This window comes from Pseudomonas sp. SDO5271_S396, from assembly GCF_054071795.1.
This window is the reverse complement of sequence record NZ_JBSVWB010000032.1, coordinates 45223-65201: the sequence shown is the minus strand read 5'-3', so window position 1 is coordinate 65201 and position 19979 is coordinate 45223. Positions and strand designations below refer to the sequence as shown.

Below are 19979 nucleotides of genomic sequence, written 5' to 3'. Positions count from 1 at the left end.
ACATGAAACAGTCAAAAAAAAGCGCCGCGTACCTGGAGCCTCGCGACACACTTGACTGGTGAAGTGACTACTACATCAACTCAGAGCAAAAACGGTGCCAGTGCCGGTTTATTCCTGCGGGTCTTCGATCATCTTGCGCAGCAGAAACAACACAGCCACCCGTTCGGCGGGGTTGAGGTTGCTCATGGTCAGTTCGCTGATCTGCGCCGCGCGGGGCGCGGTTTGCGCCACCAGCTCGGCACCGGCAGCCGACAGGTCGACCACCACTTTGCGTTTGTCCTGGGGGTCCGGCTCCAGGGTAATCAACTCTTTGGCTTTGAGCCGTTCGACGATGCCACGGATGGTCGCCTGGTCGACGGCGGTGGCCTTGACCAGTTCCGTCAGGGAACTTGCACCGTGATCGCGCAACGCGCACAACGTGACGAACTGCACGGCGGTGAGCTGGGAGTCGCCGACATTCTGTTGAAAGATCGCCAGGTGGCGCTGATAGGCCTTGCGCAGCAGGTGGCCAACTTGTTCGGAAAAGACGTAGGAATCAGGCACGGCGGGCTCGGTGAGTGACGGGCGTTGGGGAGGCATGATGGCGGGGATGGGGAAAGGACTCAAGACACTCCCCGAAGAAACACCGTCAAAAATGTGGGAGCAAGCCCCTCATTGATTGTTCCCACGCTCCGCGTGGGAACGCCGCCCTGGACGCTCCGCGTCTGCCTTTGAAGTCGTGACGCGGAGCGTCACAGGATGCGTTTCCACGCAGAGCGTGGAAACGATCGGTCATCACATTTAGGGGTTAGCGGGCCAGGGAGGCCGCGGGGGCGACGACATCACCGGCGATGACCACCGCCTCGTCATCCAGGTACACATCACAATTGCGCAGCGGAATGTCCATGTGGCACGGCGTCTTGCGGGTGCCGCCCACTTCGGTATTCGGCCCGGTGGAGAACAGGAAATTGCCGTAGAACGCCCGCGCATCCATGCACATGCCGTCGTTCTTGTCGTGCAGGCCCATGGCGGTCCACTGCGCCCGTGGCTGCAGGCCCCAGCCGATATGGGAGATGCCGTACACCTCGGGGTCATTGAAGTACTTCATGTAGTCACGCAGGTATTCGGCCTCGAAGCCGCCGTGGATCCTGGTGATGAAACCTTTCTCGATCTCCAGGGTGATCTTCTCGCGGGTGTAGGTTTTGAATGGCAGCAGGATGTCACCGATATCCAGCACCAGTACGCCCTCGGCGGTCTCTTCGTTGGGCCAGGAGAACAAAAAGCCGCTGGGCCAGTGGTCCCAACGCCCCGGCTCGTCGGCAAAGCCGTATTCAGTGACCGATGGGTATTGCCCCAGCGCCGCGCGGAAATCACTGCCGGCGCGGGATTTGACGTGGATCGAGCGCGCCTTCTTCAACAGCTGTTCAGCGGCCAGTACCCGCACCTTGTCTTCCTCGGTGGGCAGCATGCGCGCCAGCACTTCCGGGGGCTCCACCGCCAGCAGGATGCGCGTACCGGTCTTGAGGATCTGCTCCTGCTCCGGCGAGTGCAGCAGCATCATGGTGTCGACGATCAAGTCGGCGGCTTCCAGTGCGCGCTGGGCGGCGATGTTGCCGGTGAGCGCGGTGTCGCCGCAGTAAGCGGTCATGTCATTGCCCATCGCCTTGGGATGGTTGAACGACGGCAGCTCCACCGCATACACCTTGGCCCCCAGACGCTGGGCGGCGTCCATGGCCGCGCGCACCGTGCGCGGGTCGGAGTAATGGCTCTTGAGTACGGCGACGCTCTGGGTCGGGTCGACCTTCGACAGCTTCAGCACGTGTTCGAACATCTGGGTCAATTCGCAATCGCTTACCGGCATTTCGGGTCTCCTCCAAAGGCTGCACCAAGTTCAGGCACTGCGCTTCACTCTAGTGCATTTTTATAGCGTATACGCCAATTAATAACGATAAGACCTGAATTGGAGGCGAACTGCAAGCGGCGCACCAAAACGTTACCAATCCACACAAACCCACTATTTAAAGGCTACATAGCGTTACACAGGGCTGTTCAGGGCAAAAAATAAATTTTATAACTCGGGCTTCCCATTTCAAAAAATGAGCGTATACACTTTAAAAACCTTGCGGACAGACGCCGCCAAAATCAAAAAGAGAGAGGATCACGCCCCATGGGAAGCACACAGAAAATTGCCATCGTCGGCGCCGGCCTTGGCGGTGCCGCCGCTGCCACCCTGTTGCAGCAAGCCGGTTTCGAAGTGGACATCTACGAGCAGGCACCGGAGTTTTCCCGGCTGGGCGCAGGGATCCACATGGGTCCCAACATCATGAAAATCTTTCGGCGCATGGGCATCGAAAAACAGCTGGACCTGATGGGCTCGCACCCCGAGCACTGGTTCAGCCGTTGCGGCGAGACCGGCGACTACCTCTCTCGCATCCCCCTCACCGGCTACGGCGCGTCGTACATCACGGTGCACCGCGGCGACCTGCACGCCCTGCAAATGTCGACCCTCAAGCCGGGCAGCCTGCATTTCAACAAACGTCTGGAAAGCCTCGAAGAAACCGACACCCAGGTGCGCCTGACCTTCGCCGACGGCCAAGTGACCTACGCCGACATCGTGATCGGTGCCGACGGCATCAACTCCAAGATCCGCGAAGAACTGCTGGGTGTGGAAAAACCGCTGTACAGCGGCTGGGTCGCGCACCGCGCGCTGATCCGTGGCGACCAACTGGCCAAGTACGACCTCAAGTTCGAAGACTGCATCAAGTGGTGGACCGAAGACCGCCACATGATGGTCTACTACACCACCGGCAAGCGCGACGAGTACTACTACGTGACCGGCGTACCCCACGCCGAATGGGACTTCCAGGGTGCCTTCGTGGACAGCAGCCGCGAAGAGATGTTCGACGCCTTCAAGGGCTACCACCCCACCGTGCAGGCGCTGATCGAGTCTACCGAAAGCGTGACCAAATGGCCGCTGCGCAACCGCAATCCGTTACCGCTGTGGAGCCGTGGGCGCCTGGTGTTGCTGGGCGATGCCTGCCACCCGATGAAACCGCACATGGCCCAGGGCGCCGGCATGGCCATCGAAGACGCCGCCATGCTCACCCGCTGCCTGCAGGAAACCGGCATCAGCGACTACCGCACTGCGTTCCAACTCTACGAAGCCAACCGCAAGGAGCGCGCCTCCCGTGTGCAGGCCGTGTCCAACGCCAACACCTGGCTGCGCACCCAGGAAGATCCGGCCTGGGTCTACGGCTACGACCTCTATGCCCAGGAACTGAAATCGGGGGTGGCCGCGTGAGCACCTTTCTCTACGGCGGCAACGTCCAGGCCAACGGCATCCGCCAGCACTACTTGCGCTACGGCGGCAAGGGCCCGGCGCTGATCCTGATCCCGGGCATCACCAGCCCGGCGATCACCTGGGGCTTCGTGGCCGAACGCCTTGGTGCCCACTACGACACCTACGTGCTGGACGTCCGCGGGCGCGGCCTGTCATCGACCGGCCCGGATCTCGACTACAGCGCCGAGGTCTGCGCCGATGACATCGGCGCCTTTGCCGACGCCCTCGGCCTCGACCGCTATCACCTGATGGGCCATTCCATGGGCGCACGCTTCGCCGTGCGCAGCGCGGTCAAGCATCCACGGGGCGTGAACCGCGTGGTGCTGATCGACCCACCGGTGTCCGGCCCTGGCCGGCGTGAATACCCAAGCAAATTGCCGTGGTACGTCGACTCGATCCGCCAATCGCTGGTCGGCATGGACGCAGACGCCATGCGAGCCTTCTGCGCCACCTGGACCGAAGAACAACTGCAATTGCGCGCCGAATGGCTGCACACCTGCTTCGAGCCCGCCATCGTGCGCGCCTTCAATGACTTCCACGACACCGACTTCCACCAGCACCTGCCCCACCTCAAGGTCCCGGCCCTGCTGCTGGTGGCCGGCCGTGGCGGTGTGATCCTCGACGAAGACGTGGCCGAGATCCAGGACCTGCAACCCGGCATCCAGGTGGCCCGCGTGGCCAACGCCGGACACATGATTCCGTGGGATGACCTCGAGGGCTTCTTCGCCGCCCTGGGCGACTTCCTGCCCACCGAACAATAACGGAGACCACCATGCTCAAGCCTTACCGCATCGGCCAGATCGTGCCGAGTTCCAACACCACCATGGAAACCGAGATCCCGGCGATGCTCACCGCACGCCAGGCGATCCGCCCCGAGCGCTTTACCTTTCACTCCAGCCGCATGCGCATGAAGCAGGTACGCAAGGAAGAACTGGCGGCGATGGACGGCGAGTCCGACCGTTGCGCCGTCGAGCTGTCCGACGCCAAGGTCGATGTATTGGGTTATGCGTGCCTGGTGGCGATCATGGCCATGGGACTGGGTTATCACCGCAACTCCGAGCAACGCCTGCGCAAGGCCACCGCCGACAACGACGCCAACGCCCCGGTGATCACCAGCGCCGGCGCCTTGATCGAAGGCCTCAAGGTGATGGGCGCCAAACGTATCGCGATCGTCGCGCCGTACATGAAACCGCTGACTGAGCTGGTGGTGAACTACATCCGCGAAGAAGGCTTTGAGGTGGTGGACTGGCGCGCGCTGGAGATTCCCGACAACCTCGAAGTGGCTCGCCACGACCCGGCCAACCTGCCGGCCATCGTTGCCGGCATGAACCTGGAAGGCGTCGACGTGATTGTGCTGTCGGCTTGCGTGCAGATGCAGTCGCTGCCGGTGGTGGCCAAGGTCGAGGCACAAACCGGCAAACCCGTGCTCACCGCCGCCATCGCCACCACTTACGCGATGCTCAAGGCGCTGGACCTGGAGCCCATCGTGCCCGGCGCGGGCGCCCTGCTCTCCGGCGCTTACTGAGGAGCTTTGTAATGAGCGAACAATCCGTCGACGCCAACTACCAGGGCGTATGGGGCAATCGCATCGGCTTTGGCAAGAAAGCTGCACTGCTGATGATCGACTTCATGCAGGGCTACACCACCGAAGGCGCACCGCTGTTTGCGCCGGGTGTGGTCACGGCGGTGGCTGAAAGCGTCGAGCTGTTGGCCACGGCGCGAAAACACGGGGTTGCGGTGGTGCACACCAATATCCGCTACCATCCCGGCCATTTCGTCGATGGTGGGATCTGGGTCAAGAAGGCCCCGGTGATGAAAGACATGGTCGAAGGCAACCCGCTCGCCGCGTTTTGCAGCGAGGTGCTGCCCCAGGCCGACGAAGTGGTGATCACCAAGCAGTATGCCAGCGCGTTTTTCGGCAGCAGCCTGGCCCCGATGCTGCACGCCCAGGGCATCGACACCGTGGTACTGGCCGGCTGCTCCACCAGCGGCTGCATCCGCGCCACGGCGGTGGATGCCGTGCAACACGGGTTTCGCACCATCGTCGTGCGCGAATGCGTCGGCGACCGGCACCCGGCGCCCCACGAAGCCAACCTGTTCGACATCGACAGCAAATATGGCGACGTGGTGAGCAAGCAGGAGGCGATGAGCAAGTTCAAGGAGCAATAAAACGTTACCAGGAACTGCGCCATAGAGCGTGGTCCTGCACAAACTGAGGCCCGGCCTTGGAACACATTCGTATGTGGGAACCGATCTCTGTGGGAGTCGGGCTTGCCCGCGATGCAGCCGCTGCGGTGTAACAGTGACACCGCGCCGATGTTATCGCAGGCAAGCCAGCTCCCACATAAGCCCGGTGTCCATATGGACCGTGTCCAACCGCCCCCTCAGTCTTCTGACACTGCCTTTGGACGTCGCTTCTACAGCACGCCGAAGTGCTGAAAAAAAGCGGCTGTATAAAAACCATAAGTCACCGCCAGGAGACACCCAATGCCCATTGCGAATGCAGCGCCCGCGACCACCGTCGCCGACCCCGTCAACACGCTCTACCACAAGATCACCTGGAAGCTCATCCCGTTCCTGTGCTTCTGTTATCTGGCCGCCTACCTCGACCGCATCAACATCGGCTTCGCCAAGCTGCAGATGCTCGACCAGCTGCACTTCAGCGAAACCGCGTTCGGCCTCGGTGCCGGGTTGTTCTTCGTCGGTTATATCCTGTTCGAAGTGCCAAGCAACCTGGTGCTGGAACGGGTCGGCGCGAAGATTTGGATCGCGCGCATCATGATCACCTGGGGCCTGCTTTCGGCCTGCACCTTGCTGGTCACCTCCACCACCCAGTTCTACATCCTGCGCTTCCTGCTCGGCGCCGCCGAGGCGGGCTTCCTGCCGGGCGTGCTGTATTACCTCACCACCTGGTTCCCGACCTATCGACGCGGGCGCATCATCGCGCTGTTCATGATCGGCCTGCCGCTGTCCAGCGTGATCGGCGGCCCGCTGTCCGGCTGGATCATGGGGCACTTCGACCAGATGGCCGGCCTGCGCGGCTGGCAGTGGCTGTTCCTGATCGAGGCAGTGCCCAGCGTGCTGCTCGGCGTGCTGACCTTCTGGGCGCTGCCCAACAGCTATCGGCAGGCCAAATGGCTGTCGGAGGACGAAAAGGCCCTGCTGGAAAGCGAGCTGCGCAAGGATGAAGCGGACGCCACCGGCAGCAAGCACAGCTTCCGCGACGGCTTCTTCAACCTCAAAGTGTGGATGCTTGGCGGTATCGACTTCTCGATCCTGCTCAGCGCCTATGCCATGGGCTTCTGGATGCCAACCTTCATCCGCAACGCCGGTATCACCGACACCTTCCACATCGGCATCCTCACTGCCCTGCCCAGTGTCGCAGCCCTGCTGGGCATGCTGCTGATCGGTGCCAGTTCCGACAAACACCGCGAACGCCGCTGGCACATCATCGTGCCGTTTTTCATCGGCGCCGCCGCCATGGCCACCAGCACCTTCTTCACCCATAACGTGGTCGCCACCGTGGCGCTGTTCGCCATCGCCTCGGCAGCGATCATCGGCGCAGTGCCGGTGTTTTTCAGCCTGCCGGCGACGTTTCTCAAAGGCACCGCAGCGGCCACCGGTTTTGCCCTGGCCTGTTCGGTGGCAAACATTGCAGGGTTGGTCAGCAACTCGTTGATGGGGGTTGCGATCGACGTCACAGGCAGCAGCGCCGGCGCCTTGTGGTTTTTCGCCGGTTGCCTGATTCTCAGCAGCTTCCTGGTCATCGCCTTGCCGGCGAAACTGGTGAACCGTTGATAACAACAACTTTGCGGATGAATCACCATGCAAGGCTTTCTTAAACGCTGTGCCCTGCTTGTCGCCGTCGGCCTGTGTGCCGGCACCGCGCAGGCAGCGGAAAAAGTCATTTTCGATACCGACTTCAACGTGCTCAACGATGACGGCCAAGCCTTCATCATGCTCGCCCAGCTCCATGCGCAAAAACGCATCGAGCTGTTGGGCATGACCCTGGTCAGCGGCAACGCCTGGGTCGACCAGGAACAGGTCGACGCGCTCAAGGCCGTGGAACGCATGGGCGTGGAAAAAGAGGTGGGTGTCTATTCGGGCGCCGCCTACCCGCTGTTGCATGACTACGCCACCTACGAGGCCGAAAAAGCACTGTTCGGCTCAGGCTGGCCGGGGGCATTCAAAAACCCGCGACCGACCTCTCCGGCACAATTGATCGCCCCGCCGGACGGCCTGGCCACCCACACCAGGCTGCGCAGTGAAACCGCCGCGCAGTTCATCGTGCAGAGCGTGCGGGCCAACCCGCACCAGGTGACCATCCTCGCGGTCGGCCCGTTGACCAACGTCGCACTGGCCATCCGTTCGGCGCCGGATATCGTGCCGCTGATCAAGCGCATCGTGTACATGGGCGGCGCCCTGGAGATCCCGGGCAACACCACGCCGGCGGCGGAATTCAACTGGTGGTTCGACCCGGAGGCCGCCAAGATCGTGCTGCGCTCGCCGATCGAACACGTGATCTTCCCCAACGATGTGTGCGAGAAAGTCACCTTCGACAAGGCGGTGTACCAACGCGTGATCGCCAGCAAAGGCGCGATTGCCGACCTGTACAAACATGAGTTCGGGCCGCTGTTCGACAAGGACCCGGCTTACCACAGCTTCACCTGGGACAGCCTGCCGGCGCTGTACCTGGTCAACCCGGCCATCGTCACCGAATCCCGCGAGTTGTGGGTGGATGTGGACGCCACCTTCGGTGCCGACTACGGTCGCGCCCTCGGCTACCAGAAAGGTGCGCCGGTCGGCACGCAGAAGGCCAAGGTCGTGTTCGGCGTGGACCAGAAGCAATTCTGGGACGGCTACGTCAACCTGGTGACCCTGCCCACCCCGGTCAAGCACTGACCGATCGATCGCTCCCACAGCCGTGGGAGCGATCACCTCCCTCAGTCCGCCAGGGCAAACCCGCGCTGCAAGTCCTCGATCAGCGCCGCCACATCCTCCAGACCGATGTGCAGGCGCACCACCGGGTTGAGCGTCCGGTCTGCCGCACTGTCACGGTCGCGCGTGTCGGCCACGGTGACCAGGCTCTCATAGCCGCCCCACGAAGCCCCCAGCCCAAAGACCTGCAAGCCGTCGATGAAACGCTCGATGTAGGCCGGGTCGAGGCTGCTCAGTTCAAACGACAACAGCCCATTGCTGCCGCTGAAGTCGCGACGCCAGAGCGCATGCCCCGGATGCCCGGGCAGCGCCGGATGGAACACGCGCTTGACCTGCGGCTGCGCCTGCAACCACTGGGCGATTTCGACGGCCTGGCGCTCATGCACATCCAGCCGGGTAGCCAGTGTGCGCGCACCGCGCAGGACCAGGTAGGCATCGTCGGCACTCACTGCATTGCCGAAGGTGTCACTCATTTTGCCCAGTGCCGACCAGGCGGCTTCGGTGGTGCATACGCTGCCCATCATCACGTCGCTGTGGCCTCCCAGGTATTTGGTGAGGGCCATGATCGAAATGTCGGCACCCAGTGCCAGCGGGCGATACAGGTAGCCTGAGCCCCAGGTGTTGTCCACCGCCAGCAGGATATTGCGCGGCTTGCACAAGGCGGCGATTGCCGGCAAGTCACACAGCTCATAGAGCAATGAACCGGGTACTTCGGCATACACCAACCGAGTGTTGGCTTGCAGCTGCGCTTCGAGGCCATTGCCGTCCGGCGTGAAATAACTGACTTGAATGCCAAACGGCTGGAGGAATTCCTGGGCCAGCTTGCGCACCGGCGAATACACCGCGTCGGTGATCAGCACATGGTCGCCGGGGCGCAAATACGCCAGGAACACCTGGGCCGCCGCCGCCAGCCCCGTGCTGTAAAGCCGCGTGCGGTAGCCGCCCTCAAGCTCGGTGACCAGGTCTTCCAGGGCATGGGACGTCGGGTTGCCGCGGGCGCCATAGCTCAGCACACGCTCACTGTCGCGGCGCGCACGGGCGTCACGCATTTGCGCCAGGTTGTCGAACAGCACGGTGCTCAGACGGGTGACCGGCACGTTGACCGCACGGCCACCGCTGCCCTTTTCCGTGCGCGCGGCGTGAATCAAACGGGTCCGTACCCGCGACGCGGGCGGCAGCGGTTTGAGGCTGGCGATTTCCGCTTCGCTCATTTGCGCGAGCAAGCCGATTTCCCAGGCCAGATACTGCCGGGCCGCGTCCTTGTTGCCGCTGTGACGGTCATGGGTGAAAAACAGGAAGTCGATGCACTGCGCATCGGGCAAGGTATGCGCGCCTTCGCTGATCGGCAGGCCGGCGGCGGCCCAGGCGGCAAAACCACCGTCGAGCAGCCTGGCGTCCGTTCCTTGAGCGGCAAAGGCTGCCAGCGCGGGGTCATCCGCCACCAGCACCAACGGTCGGTGATCAGACGTGAGCAGCGAACGGATCGACCATTGCGACCCGGCAATATGCCCCTTGCGAAACACCATGCTCGGGCGCAGGTCGATCAGGCTCACATCGTTCAACTGCCGCGCCAGCGCTTCGACGCTGATCAGCGGCAGAGCCTCATGCGCCACCGGTTGCGACACCGGCAGCGCCAGGCCACTGTCCACGCCGCCGCTGAGCACATAGGCCTCATGCCCCAATTGACGCAGCCAACTGGCCACGACGGGTGCGCGCACGCCATCGCTGTCCACCAGCACAATGCGCGCCTGGCGCACGCCGATGTACAGGTCGGTGGACTGGATCAATTGCCCGCCCGGGGTGTGTTGCGCGCCCGGCAGCGTGCCGAGGGCAAACTCCTCCGCCGTGCGCACGTCACACAGGAACAAGCTGCGCCGGGTATCGTCGGCCCACTCGCGCACCTGATCCGCCAACACCGTCACCACCCCGGCACGCTCGGCCAACTGGCGTGCCGCCTGGCGCTGTTGCGCGAGATCGCCACTGACATGCTCGGCATAGCGCCGGCTACTGCCGTGTTCCAGCTGAAAGTCCGCCAGGTACCAGCCTTGGGTGCCGTTTTCCAGGGCATAGATCGGGTTCTTCAACCCCAGGTTGATCAAGGTTTGCGCGCCAATGATGCTGCGGGTGCGCCCGGCGCAGTTGACCACGATGGGCGTGCTTTCATCCGGCACCAGATCGTGCACGCGGTAGCCCAGCTCACCGTTGGGGCAACAGATGGAACCGGGAATGGTCATCTTGCGGTATTCATCGAACGGCCGACCGTCCAGCAATACCAGCGGCTCGCCGCGCGCCTGCCATTCGGCCAATTGGCTGGCGGTGATATGCGGCGTGTGGCTGGCCTCTTCCACCAGCTCGCCAAACGCCTTCGAGGGTACGTGCACCCCGGCGAACAGTTGCAAGCCGGCGGCCTGCCACCCCTCGGCACCGCCCTCCAGCACGTGCACATGGCGGTAGCCTAAAACATGCAGGCGCTCGACCGTGCGCGCGGCCACATCGCCCCCGTCCTGGTCGTAGATCACCAGGCGCACCCACGGGTTCGGCGCCAAGCGGCGCACTTCCAGTTCCAGGCGGCTATAGGGCAGGTTCACCCCATGGAACAGGTGGGCCTCGCCGTATTGGCCGTGCTCGCGCACATCGAACAGGGCGATTTCCTGCCCGTCGAACAGCCATTGCTGCAGTTGACGTGGGGTGATGGTCTGGCTCATGGAAATCCCAACAAATTAAGAAATGAGTTACTGCAGCGCCAGCGAGCGTTCGCCCGCGGCCACTTCACGGCCCTTGGCATAGGCGCGCTGCACCGCTGGCCGCGCCTTGATGCGCTCGCGCCAGGCTTGGATATGCGGGTAGTCCGCCAGCTCCTGACCCTGACGCTGGGGCTGGATCCACGGGAAAATCGCCATGTCTGCCACCGAGTATTCGCCCGCCACATACGGCACTTCGGCCAGGCGCTGTTCCAGCACGCGATACAGGCGCGTGGCTTCGGCGTCGAGCAGGTCAAGGGCGAACGGGATCGGCTGCGGCGCCTTCTCCTTGAACAGCTGCAACTGGCTCAGGTAGGGGGTGATATGCCCCACCTGCCAGAACAGCCACTCCTGCACCTTCTGTCGCTCGGCGCTACCGGTCGGCGGCAGGAATTGCCCGGAGCTGTCGGCCAGGTAATTGAGGATCGCGCCGGACTCGAACAGGCTCAGTGGCCCCTCGGGGCGATGGTCGACAATCGCCGGGATGCGCCCGTTGGCGCTGATGCGCTGGAAGTCGGCGTGCTTCTGCTGGCCTTCGCGGATGTTCACCGGCACCAGTCGGTACTCGATACCCAGCTCTTCCAGCAGGATGCCGACTTTCAAGCCGTTGCCCGTGGGCCAGTAATACAGATCAATCATAAAAACCCCTCTGGACGAACACGGCTAAACCTGTGGGAGCTGGCTTGTCGGGTCGCCGCATCGCTGCGATAGCGGTGGTGACTGACACACCGCTATCGCGGGCAAGCCCGGCTCCCACATAAAGCAGCCTGGCATTGCTCAGGCGTATGCTTTGATAGAAGGCGCCATTTGCGAGGCGTTGTAATTGAGGATGCGGCCGTCCGCTTCCACGCCATAACGGCCGTTGAGCGATTCCAGCGGCAAGCCGTACAAGTGGAAATGCAGGGTGGCCTGCTCGCCTTCCACCTTGATGCCGTGCAGGTCTTCACCCAGGAATGAAATCGAGGTGCCCGGTTGCACCACCACTTCCTTTTCCAGGGTCAACGTGGTGAAGCCGGGCTCGCGGCCTTCATCGTTGCGACCGTAGACGTAGTTGATCTCCTGGCCCTCGATGGCGCTGATGATCGCCCAGGTCTCGTGGTTGTGCGGGATCGTGCTTTTGCCCGGCAACAGCGAGTTGAGGTACAGGGTCGGCGTATCACCGTCGTCGTTCAGGCGATAGCGAAAGGCAGTGCTGCCCTGCCCCGGCACCGGTGCTGGAAATTCGTCGAAGTTGAACAGGTCGCGGCGTTCGGCGAGGTTTTCCAGCAGGCCAACGATTTCCTCCAGCGCCGCGCGGTCGACGCCGCGCTGGTTGATCACGCGGATCTGCTGCAAAAACGCTTCGATGACAGCGGCACGGTTTACGGTACTCATGACGGGTTTCCTCAGGTCAGACAGACAGGCTGTAACGGCTCAAATTGGTCAACAGGTACGGGTCGTGGGCAATGGGGCCACGGCGCCCCGAATCGCCCAGGGCATGGCGCAGAAACGTCTGGGTACGTTCGCTGGCCGGGTTCTGAAAGATCTGCGCGGCGCTGCCCTGCTCGACGATCACGCCGTTTTCGGTGAAATACACCACGTCACTGATCTCCTCGGCGAAGCGCATTTCGTGGGTGACCAGCACGCAAGTCATGCCCTCTTCGGTGAGCTCGCGAATCACCGTCAGCACTTCGCCGACGGTTTCCGGGTCCAGGGCCGAAGTCACTTCATCGAACAGGATCAACTCGGGACGCATCGCCAGGGCGCGGGCAATGGCCACGCGCTGCTGCTGGCCGCCGGAGAGCTGGCCCGGATAAGCATCGGCCTTGTGTTCCATACGCACCTTGGCCAGCAGCGCCCGCGCGTCTTTTTCGGCATCGGCACGGCTGCGCCCCAGGACCTTGCGCGGGGCGATCACCAGGTTTTCCAATACCGACAGGTGCGGGAACAGGTTGTACTGCTGGAACACAAACCCCACGCGCTTGCGCAGCTCGATGCGCTGGGCTTCCTGGGCCAGGGTTTCGACCCGGGTCTGACCCACGCGGATGCTGCCGCGCTGGGGCTGCAACAGCCCGGTGATGCAACGCAGGATCGTGGACTTGCCCGAGCCCGACGGGCCGATGATCGACACCGCCTGACCGCGCTGCACATCCAGGTCGATGCCCTTGAGTACCGGGTTGGCGCCGAACGACAGGTGGATATCCCGCAGGCTCACCAAGGGTTCAATAGAAAGCATAACGGCGCTCCAGGTGTTGGGTCAGGCGGGAAATCGGGTAGCAATAGGCGAAGAACAGCACCAGCAGGCTCAGGTAGATCACCACGGTGAAGCCGGTCATGTTCACGGTGTTGCTGGCGATCTGCGCGGTGTCGATCACGTCATGCACCCCCACCAGCGAAGCCAGCGCGGTGCCCATGGTGACCACCGCGTACAGGTTCATCCACGGCGGCAACATGCGCTTGAAGCACTGCGGCAGGATGATCGAGCGGAACAGTTGACTCCGGGTAAACGCCAATGAGCGCGCAGCTTCCCATTGGGTGCCGGGGATCGAGCCGATGGCGCCGCGGAAAATTTCGGCCACGTTGGCACTGGCCGGCAACGCCAGGCCAATCGTGACCTTGACCCAATCGGGAAACGACACGTAGTGGTTGCCGATGTGGATCTCGAACGGGAACACGTAGGTGGTGAAATAGATCAGCACCAGCCACGGTGCATTGCGAAACACCTGCACCCACAGCCGCGCGACAACGCCCAGCGGCGACAGGGCCAACGCGCCGATCAACAGCCCCAGCACCGAACCGATGGCAATCGCCAGCAGGCTGATAAGAATGTTCTGGCCGAAACCGGCCACCAGCGCCGGCGACCACTGCAACAGCGCCGACAGCACCGGAAATGAATCAATGGCCATAGCCGGGCATCCTCAGGCGCGCTTCCAGCCAGCGCCCCACGCAATTGACGACAAAACTCAGCAGGCCGAAAAAGCTCAGGATCAGGATCATCAACTCCAGCACGTTGTCGCTCTGGGTCCAGATCATGATCGCCGCGTAGGTGATATCACCCACGGCAATGGCCGAGGCCACGGCAGTCATCTTCACCAGGTCGATCAGGTTGTTGATCAGCGATGGCAAGGCAAAGCGCAGCGCCAGCGGCAACTGCACGTTCCACAACAACTGACGGCTGCTGAAGGCCAGGGAGCTGGCGGCTTCCAGCGTGACGGCGGGCACCGCTTCGATGCCGGCGCGCAAGGCTTCGGCATGGAACGCCCCCTTGTGCAGGGAGATCACGATGACCACCCAGGCAAACGGCGTCAGCGGGTTGGCCGCGCCGACCGCCTGGGTCAGCAACATGTTCAATACCAGGAAGGCGCAGTACAGCTGGACCAGCGTCGGCGTGTTGCGTGTGACTTCAACGAATACCCGCGCCGGCTTGGCCAGCCATGGGTTACCGGAAGTGAGCATCGCCGCCAGGCTGATGCCCGCCAGCAGGCTGCCGACAATGGTGAACAGGCACAGCCAGCCGGTGGTCAGCGCGCCTTGCACCAGCGTGCCGCGTTGATAGGCGTCCAGGAGAAAGTTGTAGTTCAGGCCGATACTCGCGGCCCAGTGGACGAACGCCTCCATCATCGCAACTGCCCACAGGCTGTCGCGATGCGCCGCCCGGCTTCGGCCACGCTGTCGGTCGCGGTGGCGATGGACAGGCGGAACCACGGCGACAGGCCATAGGCACTGCCCGCCACACCCGCCACACCTTCCTCCAGGAGCCAGGCCACCAGATCATCATCGCTGTCGATGCGCTGACCATCCGGACGCACGCGCCCCAGGAGCCCGGCACAGCGTACGAATACAAAGAAGCCGCCCTGGGGTTCGAGCACTTCCAGCCCCTCCACCGCCGCCAGCGCGCGCACCAGAATATCCCGGCGCAATTGGTAGGCCGCGACCTGTTCCGCGAGAAATCCCAGCCCGCCGTTGAACGCGGCCAATGCAGCCGCTTGCCCCACCGACGACGCGCCAGAGGTGGATTGGGACTGCACCACCGCCATCGCCTCGGCCAGTTTCTTGGGGCCGGCGCCAAAACCGATGCGCCAGCCAGTCATGGCATAGGTCTTGGACACGCCACCCACCAGCAGGCAACGGTCCAGCAGGTCCGGCGCGACGTTCAGCAGGCTCTGGGCCGGGCGACCGTCGAAGCGAATGTGTTCGTACAGTTCATCCAGCAACACCAGCACCTGCGGATGGCGACGCAGCACCTCGGCCAGTTCGCGCAACTCGGTTTCGCTGTACACCGCACCACTGGGGTTGCCCGGACCATTGAGAATCAGCCAGCGTGTGCGCGCGGTGATGTGTTGTTCCAACTGGCGCGGCAACAGCTTGCAGCCCTGCTCCAGGCCGCACTCGATAAAGACCGGCTCGCCATCGTTGAACCGCACGCTGTCGGGGAACGACGGCCAGTAAGGCGTCGGCACCAGCACCTCATCGCCGTCATCCAGGGTGGCGGCGAAGGCATTGAAGATGATCTGTTTGGCACCGTTGGCAATCACGATGGACGCCAACGGATAGTCCAGGCGATTTTCTTCGGCGAGCTTGCGTTGCACCGCCATCCGCAGCGCCTTCACGCCGGGCGTCGGGGTGTACTTGGTCGCACCGGCGGCAATCGCGGCATAGGCGGCTTGTTTGATGGGTTCCGGGGTGTCGAAATCCGGCTCGCCGGTGGTGAGGTCGAGGATATCGCGCCCGGCGTCACGCAATTCGGTGGCACGGGACTTGGCCGCCGCGTTGGCGGACAGCGACACCCGCTGCACGCGTCGGGACAGGCGTACGGTCATGGCTGCACCTCGAGGACTTTGCCGGGGTTGAGCAGGTTGTGCGGGTCCAGCGCCTGTTTGATGCGGCGCATCAGGTCCAGCTCTACCGGGCTTTTATAGCGGCTGAGCACGCCGACCTTGCGCTGGCCGATGCCGTGTTCGGCGCTGATCGAACCGCCGTGGGCATGGGCGCTGTCGTGCACCAGCGCGCTCAGTTCGGCGTAATGGGCCATGTGTGCCTCCACCGTCGAGCCCAGCGGATGGGCCACGTTGTAATGCAGGTTGCCGTCGCCCAGATGGCCGAAGGTGAAGTTGCGCACACCGGGAAAATGCTGCTGGAGCAAGGCATCGGTATGCGCGACGAAGGCCACCACTTGGGAAATCGGCACCGAGATATCGTGCTTCATATTGCGTCCGGCGCGCTTCTGCGCTTCGCTCATGTTCTCGCGCAGCAGCCACAGGGCTTCGCTCTGCGCCAGGCTTTCGGCGATCAGGGCATCACTGAGCAACTGCTTGTCGAAGGCCTCGCCCAGGACGCGCTCGAAGGCTTCGCGGGCGTGGCTTTCGCCGTGGTTGTCGGAGAGTTCGATCAAGGCGAACCAGGGCTGGCTGGCGGTTTTGAACGGCTGCGGGCCGTCCGGAAACTGATCGCGCAGCAACGCCAGGCAATCGGCCGTGAGCAATTCAAAGGCGGTCAGGCTGGCGCCAAAGCCGGCACGGGCATGGGACAGAAACGCCACGGCCTGGGCCAGCTCATCAAAGGCCAGCAACGCCGTGGCCTGGGCCTTGGGCAGCGGAAACAGCTTGAGGGTGGCGGCGGTGATGATGCCCAGGGTGCCTTCGCTGCCGATGTATAAATCCCGCAGGTCGTAGCCGGTGTTGTCCTTGCGCAGACCGCGCAGGCCGTGCCAGATCTCGCCTTCGGCGGTCACCACTTCCAGGCCCAGGGTCAGCTCGCGGGTATTGCCATAACGCAGCACCCCGGTGCCGCCGGCATTGGTACCCAGGTTACCGCCGAGGGTGCAACTGCCCTCGGCGCCGAGGCTCAGGGGAAACAGTCGACCCGCCGCGCGGGCCACGTCCTGTACGGTTTGCAGAATGCAGCCGGCTTCCACGGTGAGCGTATCGTTGTCGGTGTCGACCTTGCGCACGCGGTTCATGCGGTCCAGCAACAGCAGCACCGAACGCCCGCTGGCATCCGGCGTGGCGCCGGCCATCAACCCGGTGTTGCCGCCCTGCACCACGATGGGCGCCCGCACAGCGACGCAGGCACGCACCACCGCCGCCACTTCTTCGGCAGTGGCCGGGTGCACCGCCGCGATCACCTGGCCGGTGTAGCGCCCCTGCTTGTCGGTAAGGTAGTGCGCCGCCTCTTCAGTGGTTTGCACATGGGCCGCACCGAGCAGCGTTTGCAGGGTGGCAAACAACGTTTCACTCATGGCTGTATTGCTCGTGCAGGTCGCGCAGGGCCTGGGACGGTGCCATGCCGGTGCGCTCGCCCAGGGCAATCAGGAAACCGCTTTTATGCCAACCCTTCACGATGGCATCGAGCCTGGCCTGGGTGTCGTGCTCGCCTTTGCGGATCCAGATCACCGATTTGGACGGGATCAGGTCGCCCGGCAACGGGATCTCATAGCCGGCCCATTCCGCGTCACTGAGCAACGCATGCATGGTCGGGCTCACATGCACGGCGGCCACGCAACCGTTGCCGCGCAACGACAGCAGCGACTCGGACTGGCTGCGGAACGCCTTGATCTGCGCGCCATAGGTCTCTTGCAACGGTTTGATGAAGTTACTGCCCTGGGACACGCACACCGGCTTGTCCTTGAGATCGGCCCATTGCTGGATGCCGGCGCCCTTGCGGATCAATGCCGCGCCGCCCACTTCTTCATAGGGCGTGGGCACGTAGTCGAGAATCTCGGCGCGCTCTTCGGTGAACTGCATGTTGGCGATCAGGATGTCGACCTTGCCCTGTTGCAGAAACTGCACGCGGTTGGGCGCCAGCACCGAAACAGTCTTGGTTTCGACGCCCAGAGCCTCGCCAATGCCCTTGGCCAGTTCGACGTTATAGCCCAGGTGTTCGCCGGTCTTCGGGTCGAGGGTGCCAAACGGCGGGCCGCTGAGAATCACGCCCACGCTGATGGCGTGGCGCTGCTGGATCTTGTCAAGGGTGGCATCCGCGTGGGCGATGCCGGCACACAAGGCCAGGCCGAGTGCGGTGAGGGTTTTCAGGTTCATGCTCAGGCGCCTTTGAATTGTTTCTGCAATTCCACCAACGCCGGCGACGCGGGGCTGATGCGGTTGCGGGTCTGGGCTTCGATCAGCCAGCCGCTGCGGTGCAGCTCCTTGACGATTGGGTCAAGCCGGGCCTGGGTGTCGCTTTCGCCGCGACGGGTCCAGATCACCGAGGGCGCCGGATTGAGCTCCGGGCTGATCGCGCGATAGTCCTTCCATTCGGCACTGTCGTTGACCAGCGGGTTGATCAGGGTGGAGTCATGCACCGCCGCCACGCAGTTGTTGCCACGCAGGGCCAGCAGGGATTCGGACGAACTCTTGAAAGCTTTGAGTTGTGCGCCGAGTTCGGTCAGCGGCTTCACATAGCTGCTGCCCTGGGATGTGCACACCGGTTGATCCTTGAGGTCTTCCCAACGGGCAATCTTGCTGTCCTTGAGTACCGCGGCGGTGCCGCCGATGCGGTAGAACGGCGTGGGCACAAAGCCGAGGATCTCACCGCGCTCGGCGGTCCATTCCATATTGGCGATCAGCACGTCGACCTTGCCCTGTTGCAAAAACTGCACGCGGTTGGCCGGCAATACCGGCACCAGTTGCACCTGGGCCTTGAGCTGGCGACCCAGTTCGTTGGCCAGATCGACGTTCAAGCCTTTGGGTTGCTGAGTGGCCGGGTCGACACTGCCGAAGGGCCCGCCGGACAACAACACGCCCACCACCAGCACATGGCGCTGCTCGATCTTGTCCAGGGTCGCATCGGCCTGCGCCGCCATGTTGGCGCCCAGCGCGATCATCGACCCCAGGGCCATCGGCAACCATTTCTTGAACATCATCGGACTTCCCCCTGGCAATTGATCGGCGTACCCCGACCTGATGGAGGGGCATGCTAGGGAGAGTGCCCGAGCAACGGAAATTCAAATATCTAATATCGTTATAACTCCACGTATAAGGACGACCTGCATTTCTGGAATAACCCAATAATTATTGGCCCCCATGAAAAAACGCTTCAACAACCCATCAGAAACTGTAATGTATTCATTCACACCTTTGATATGAAACCGCCCCTGGAAATGGCCATGTCGACCCTCGACCTCGAATTGCTGCGCACCTTTATCGCCGTGGTCGACCACCACAGCTTCGCCGGCGCCGGCACGCACCTGGCCCGCACCCAATCGTCGGTGACCCAGCACATGCAGCGCCTGGAACAACAAGTGGGGGTCAGCCTGTTCGAAAAGCGTGGCCGACAAAAACAACTGACCGAACCCGGCCTGCAACTGCTGCGTCATGCGCGGCAGATGCTGTCGCTGAACGACGACGCGCTCAACTCCCTGCGCGAAAGCAGCCTGAGCGGCGTGCTGCGCATCGGTTCACCCCATGACATCGCCGACACCATCCTGCCGCCGATCCTCAGCCACATCGCCCGCTCGGCCCCGCGCTTGCGCCTGGAGATCGATGTAGGGCGCAGCCCGTTCCTGATGGATGACTTGCATCGGGGCAAGGTGGACATGGTGATTTCCACACGCTCCGATCCGAACCTGGAAGGATTTGCGTTGCGTACGTCGCCGGTATGGTGGATCTGTTCGGCGCAGTACATTCACCAGCCGGGCGAGCCGTTGCCGTTGATTCTGGTGGATGAGCCGAGCATCTATCGGCGGTATGCGCTGGAGGCGCTGGAACGGGCGGGTATTGCGTGGCGCCAGGCGTATCTGGCATCGAATCTGATCGGAATCAAAGCCGCGACTCGGGCGGGTTTGGGCGTGACACCGCGCAGTATGGAAATGCTGGGACCGGATATGCGGGTGCTGGGGGAGACGGATGGGCTGCCGCGGTTGCCGGATGTGACGTATTACTTGTGGATCAGGCCGAATACGGCGAACCCGATTGCGCGCAAGGCTTATGATTTGATTCGGGGGAGTCAGGGGTTGTGATCGGGCGCCTCAGATCAAAATCAAAAGCAGAGCCAAAGCGGATTGA

19 protein-coding genes are annotated in these 19979 nt (G+C 62.9%); 7 read left to right on the top strand and 12 right to left on the bottom strand.

Annotated elements, in window-relative coordinates; translation table 11 throughout:
• Positions 1–108 precede the first annotated feature (108 nt).
• Both ACW9IN_RS20475 and ACW9IN_RS20470 read right to left on the bottom strand, forming a co-directional pair.
• A complete protein-coding gene (locus ACW9IN_RS20475) occupies positions 109–543 on the bottom strand; it encodes a MarR family winged helix-turn-helix transcriptional regulator (protein WP_457367581.1) in 435 nt (144 codons plus the stop codon).
• A gap of 244 nt (positions 544–787) precedes the next feature.
• Positions 788–1840, bottom strand: a complete 1053-nt coding sequence (locus ACW9IN_RS20470; protein ID WP_457367580.1) for a 2,5-dihydroxypyridine 5,6-dioxygenase — start codon at positions 1838–1840, stop codon at positions 788–790.
• Between the two features lie 306 nt (positions 1841–2146).
• Between ACW9IN_RS20470 and ACW9IN_RS20465 the strand changes: the two genes are divergently transcribed.
• From ACW9IN_RS20465 to ACW9IN_RS20440, 6 genes are all read left to right on the top strand, one after another.
• The gene (locus ACW9IN_RS20465) at positions 2147–3280 is read left to right on the top strand and encodes an FAD-dependent monooxygenase (RefSeq protein WP_457367579.1); all 1134 of its coding nucleotides are present in this window, start codon (positions 2147–2149) and stop codon (positions 3278–3280) included.
• Positions 3277–4080, top strand: a complete 804-nt coding sequence (locus ACW9IN_RS20460) for an alpha/beta fold hydrolase (protein ID WP_457367578.1) — start codon at positions 3277–3279, stop codon at positions 4078–4080. Before ACW9IN_RS20465 ends, ACW9IN_RS20460 begins: the two co-directional genes overlap by 4 nt.
• Positions 4081–4091: 11 nt before the next feature.
• Positions 4092–4844 carry a maleate cis-trans isomerase family protein gene (locus ACW9IN_RS20455; RefSeq protein WP_122307871.1) on the top strand — a complete coding sequence of 251 codons (753 nt, stop codon included), beginning with the start codon at positions 4092–4094 and terminating at the stop codon, positions 4842–4844.
• A gap of 11 nt (positions 4845–4855) precedes the next feature.
• Positions 4856–5488: an N-carbamoylsarcosine amidohydrolase gene (locus ACW9IN_RS20450; protein WP_457367577.1), complete on the top strand. Its 633-nt coding sequence runs from the start codon at positions 4856–4858 to the stop codon at positions 5486–5488.
• A gap of 318 nt (positions 5489–5806) precedes the next feature.
• The gene (locus ACW9IN_RS20445; protein ID WP_457367576.1) at positions 5807–7117 is read left to right on the top strand and encodes an MFS transporter; all 1311 of its coding nucleotides are present in this window, start codon (positions 5807–5809) and stop codon (positions 7115–7117) included.
• Between the two features lie 27 nt (positions 7118–7144).
• Positions 7145–8221, top strand: a complete 1077-nt coding sequence (locus ACW9IN_RS20440) for a nucleoside hydrolase (RefSeq protein ID WP_457367575.1) — start codon at positions 7145–7147, stop codon at positions 8219–8221.
• Between the two features lie 41 nt (positions 8222–8262).
• On the opposite strand, the gene metC is transcribed toward ACW9IN_RS20440, so the two are convergent.
• From metC to ACW9IN_RS20390, 10 genes are all read right to left on the bottom strand, one after another.
• Positions 8263–10962 (bottom strand): cystathionine beta-lyase, encoded by a 2700-nt coding sequence (gene metC, locus ACW9IN_RS20435; RefSeq protein ID WP_457367574.1) that lies wholly within the window; start codon positions 10960–10962, stop codon positions 8263–8265.
• 27 nt (positions 10963–10989) lie between these two features.
• Positions 10990–11637, bottom strand: a complete 648-nt coding sequence (locus ACW9IN_RS20430; protein ID WP_457367573.1) for a glutathione S-transferase family protein — start codon at positions 11635–11637, stop codon at positions 10990–10992.
• A gap of 138 nt (positions 11638–11775) precedes the next feature.
• Positions 11776–12372 (bottom strand): cysteine dioxygenase, encoded by a 597-nt coding sequence (locus tag ACW9IN_RS20425; RefSeq protein ID WP_457367572.1) that lies wholly within the window; start codon positions 12370–12372, stop codon positions 11776–11778.
• Positions 12373–12388: 16 nt separating this feature from the next.
• Positions 12389–13213: an amino acid ABC transporter ATP-binding protein gene (locus ACW9IN_RS20420; protein ID WP_457367571.1), complete on the bottom strand. Its 825-nt coding sequence runs from the start codon at positions 13211–13213 to the stop codon at positions 12389–12391.
• Positions 13200–13883 carry an amino acid ABC transporter permease gene (locus tag ACW9IN_RS20415; RefSeq protein ID WP_457367570.1) on the bottom strand — a complete coding sequence of 228 codons (684 nt, stop codon included), beginning with the start codon at positions 13881–13883 and terminating at the stop codon, positions 13200–13202. The genes ACW9IN_RS20420 and ACW9IN_RS20415 overlap by 14 nt, the downstream gene beginning before the upstream one ends.
• Positions 13873–14598, bottom strand: coding sequence for an amino acid ABC transporter permease (locus ACW9IN_RS20410; protein ID WP_457367569.1), 726 nt, complete (start codon positions 14596–14598; stop codon positions 13873–13875). Before ACW9IN_RS20410 ends, ACW9IN_RS20415 begins: the two co-directional genes overlap by 11 nt.
• Positions 14595–15797 (bottom strand): aminotransferase class I/II-fold pyridoxal phosphate-dependent enzyme, encoded by a 1203-nt coding sequence (locus ACW9IN_RS20405; protein WP_457367568.1) that lies wholly within the window; start codon positions 15795–15797, stop codon positions 14595–14597. Before ACW9IN_RS20405 ends, ACW9IN_RS20410 begins: the two co-directional genes overlap by 4 nt.
• Positions 15794–17215 (bottom strand): FAD-binding oxidoreductase, encoded by a 1422-nt coding sequence (locus tag ACW9IN_RS20400; RefSeq protein WP_457367567.1) that lies wholly within the window; start codon positions 17213–17215, stop codon positions 15794–15796. Before ACW9IN_RS20400 ends, ACW9IN_RS20405 begins: the two co-directional genes overlap by 4 nt.
• Positions 17208–18014, bottom strand: coding sequence for a transporter substrate-binding domain-containing protein (locus tag ACW9IN_RS20395; protein ID WP_457367566.1), 807 nt, complete (start codon positions 18012–18014; stop codon positions 17208–17210). The genes ACW9IN_RS20400 and ACW9IN_RS20395 overlap by 8 nt, the downstream gene beginning before the upstream one ends.
• Before the next feature lie 2 nt (positions 18015–18016).
• A complete protein-coding gene (locus ACW9IN_RS20390; protein WP_457367565.1) occupies positions 18017–18838 on the bottom strand; it encodes a transporter substrate-binding domain-containing protein in 822 nt (273 codons plus the stop codon).
• Between the two features lie 243 nt (positions 18839–19081).
• Here ACW9IN_RS20390 and ACW9IN_RS20385 point away from each other — a divergent pair, with 243 nt between their 5' ends.
• On the top strand, positions 19082–19933 hold the full coding sequence (locus ACW9IN_RS20385) for a LysR substrate-binding domain-containing protein (RefSeq protein WP_457367564.1): 852 nt from the start codon (positions 19082–19084) through the stop codon (positions 19931–19933).
• Positions 19934–19979: the final 46 nt, after the last annotated feature.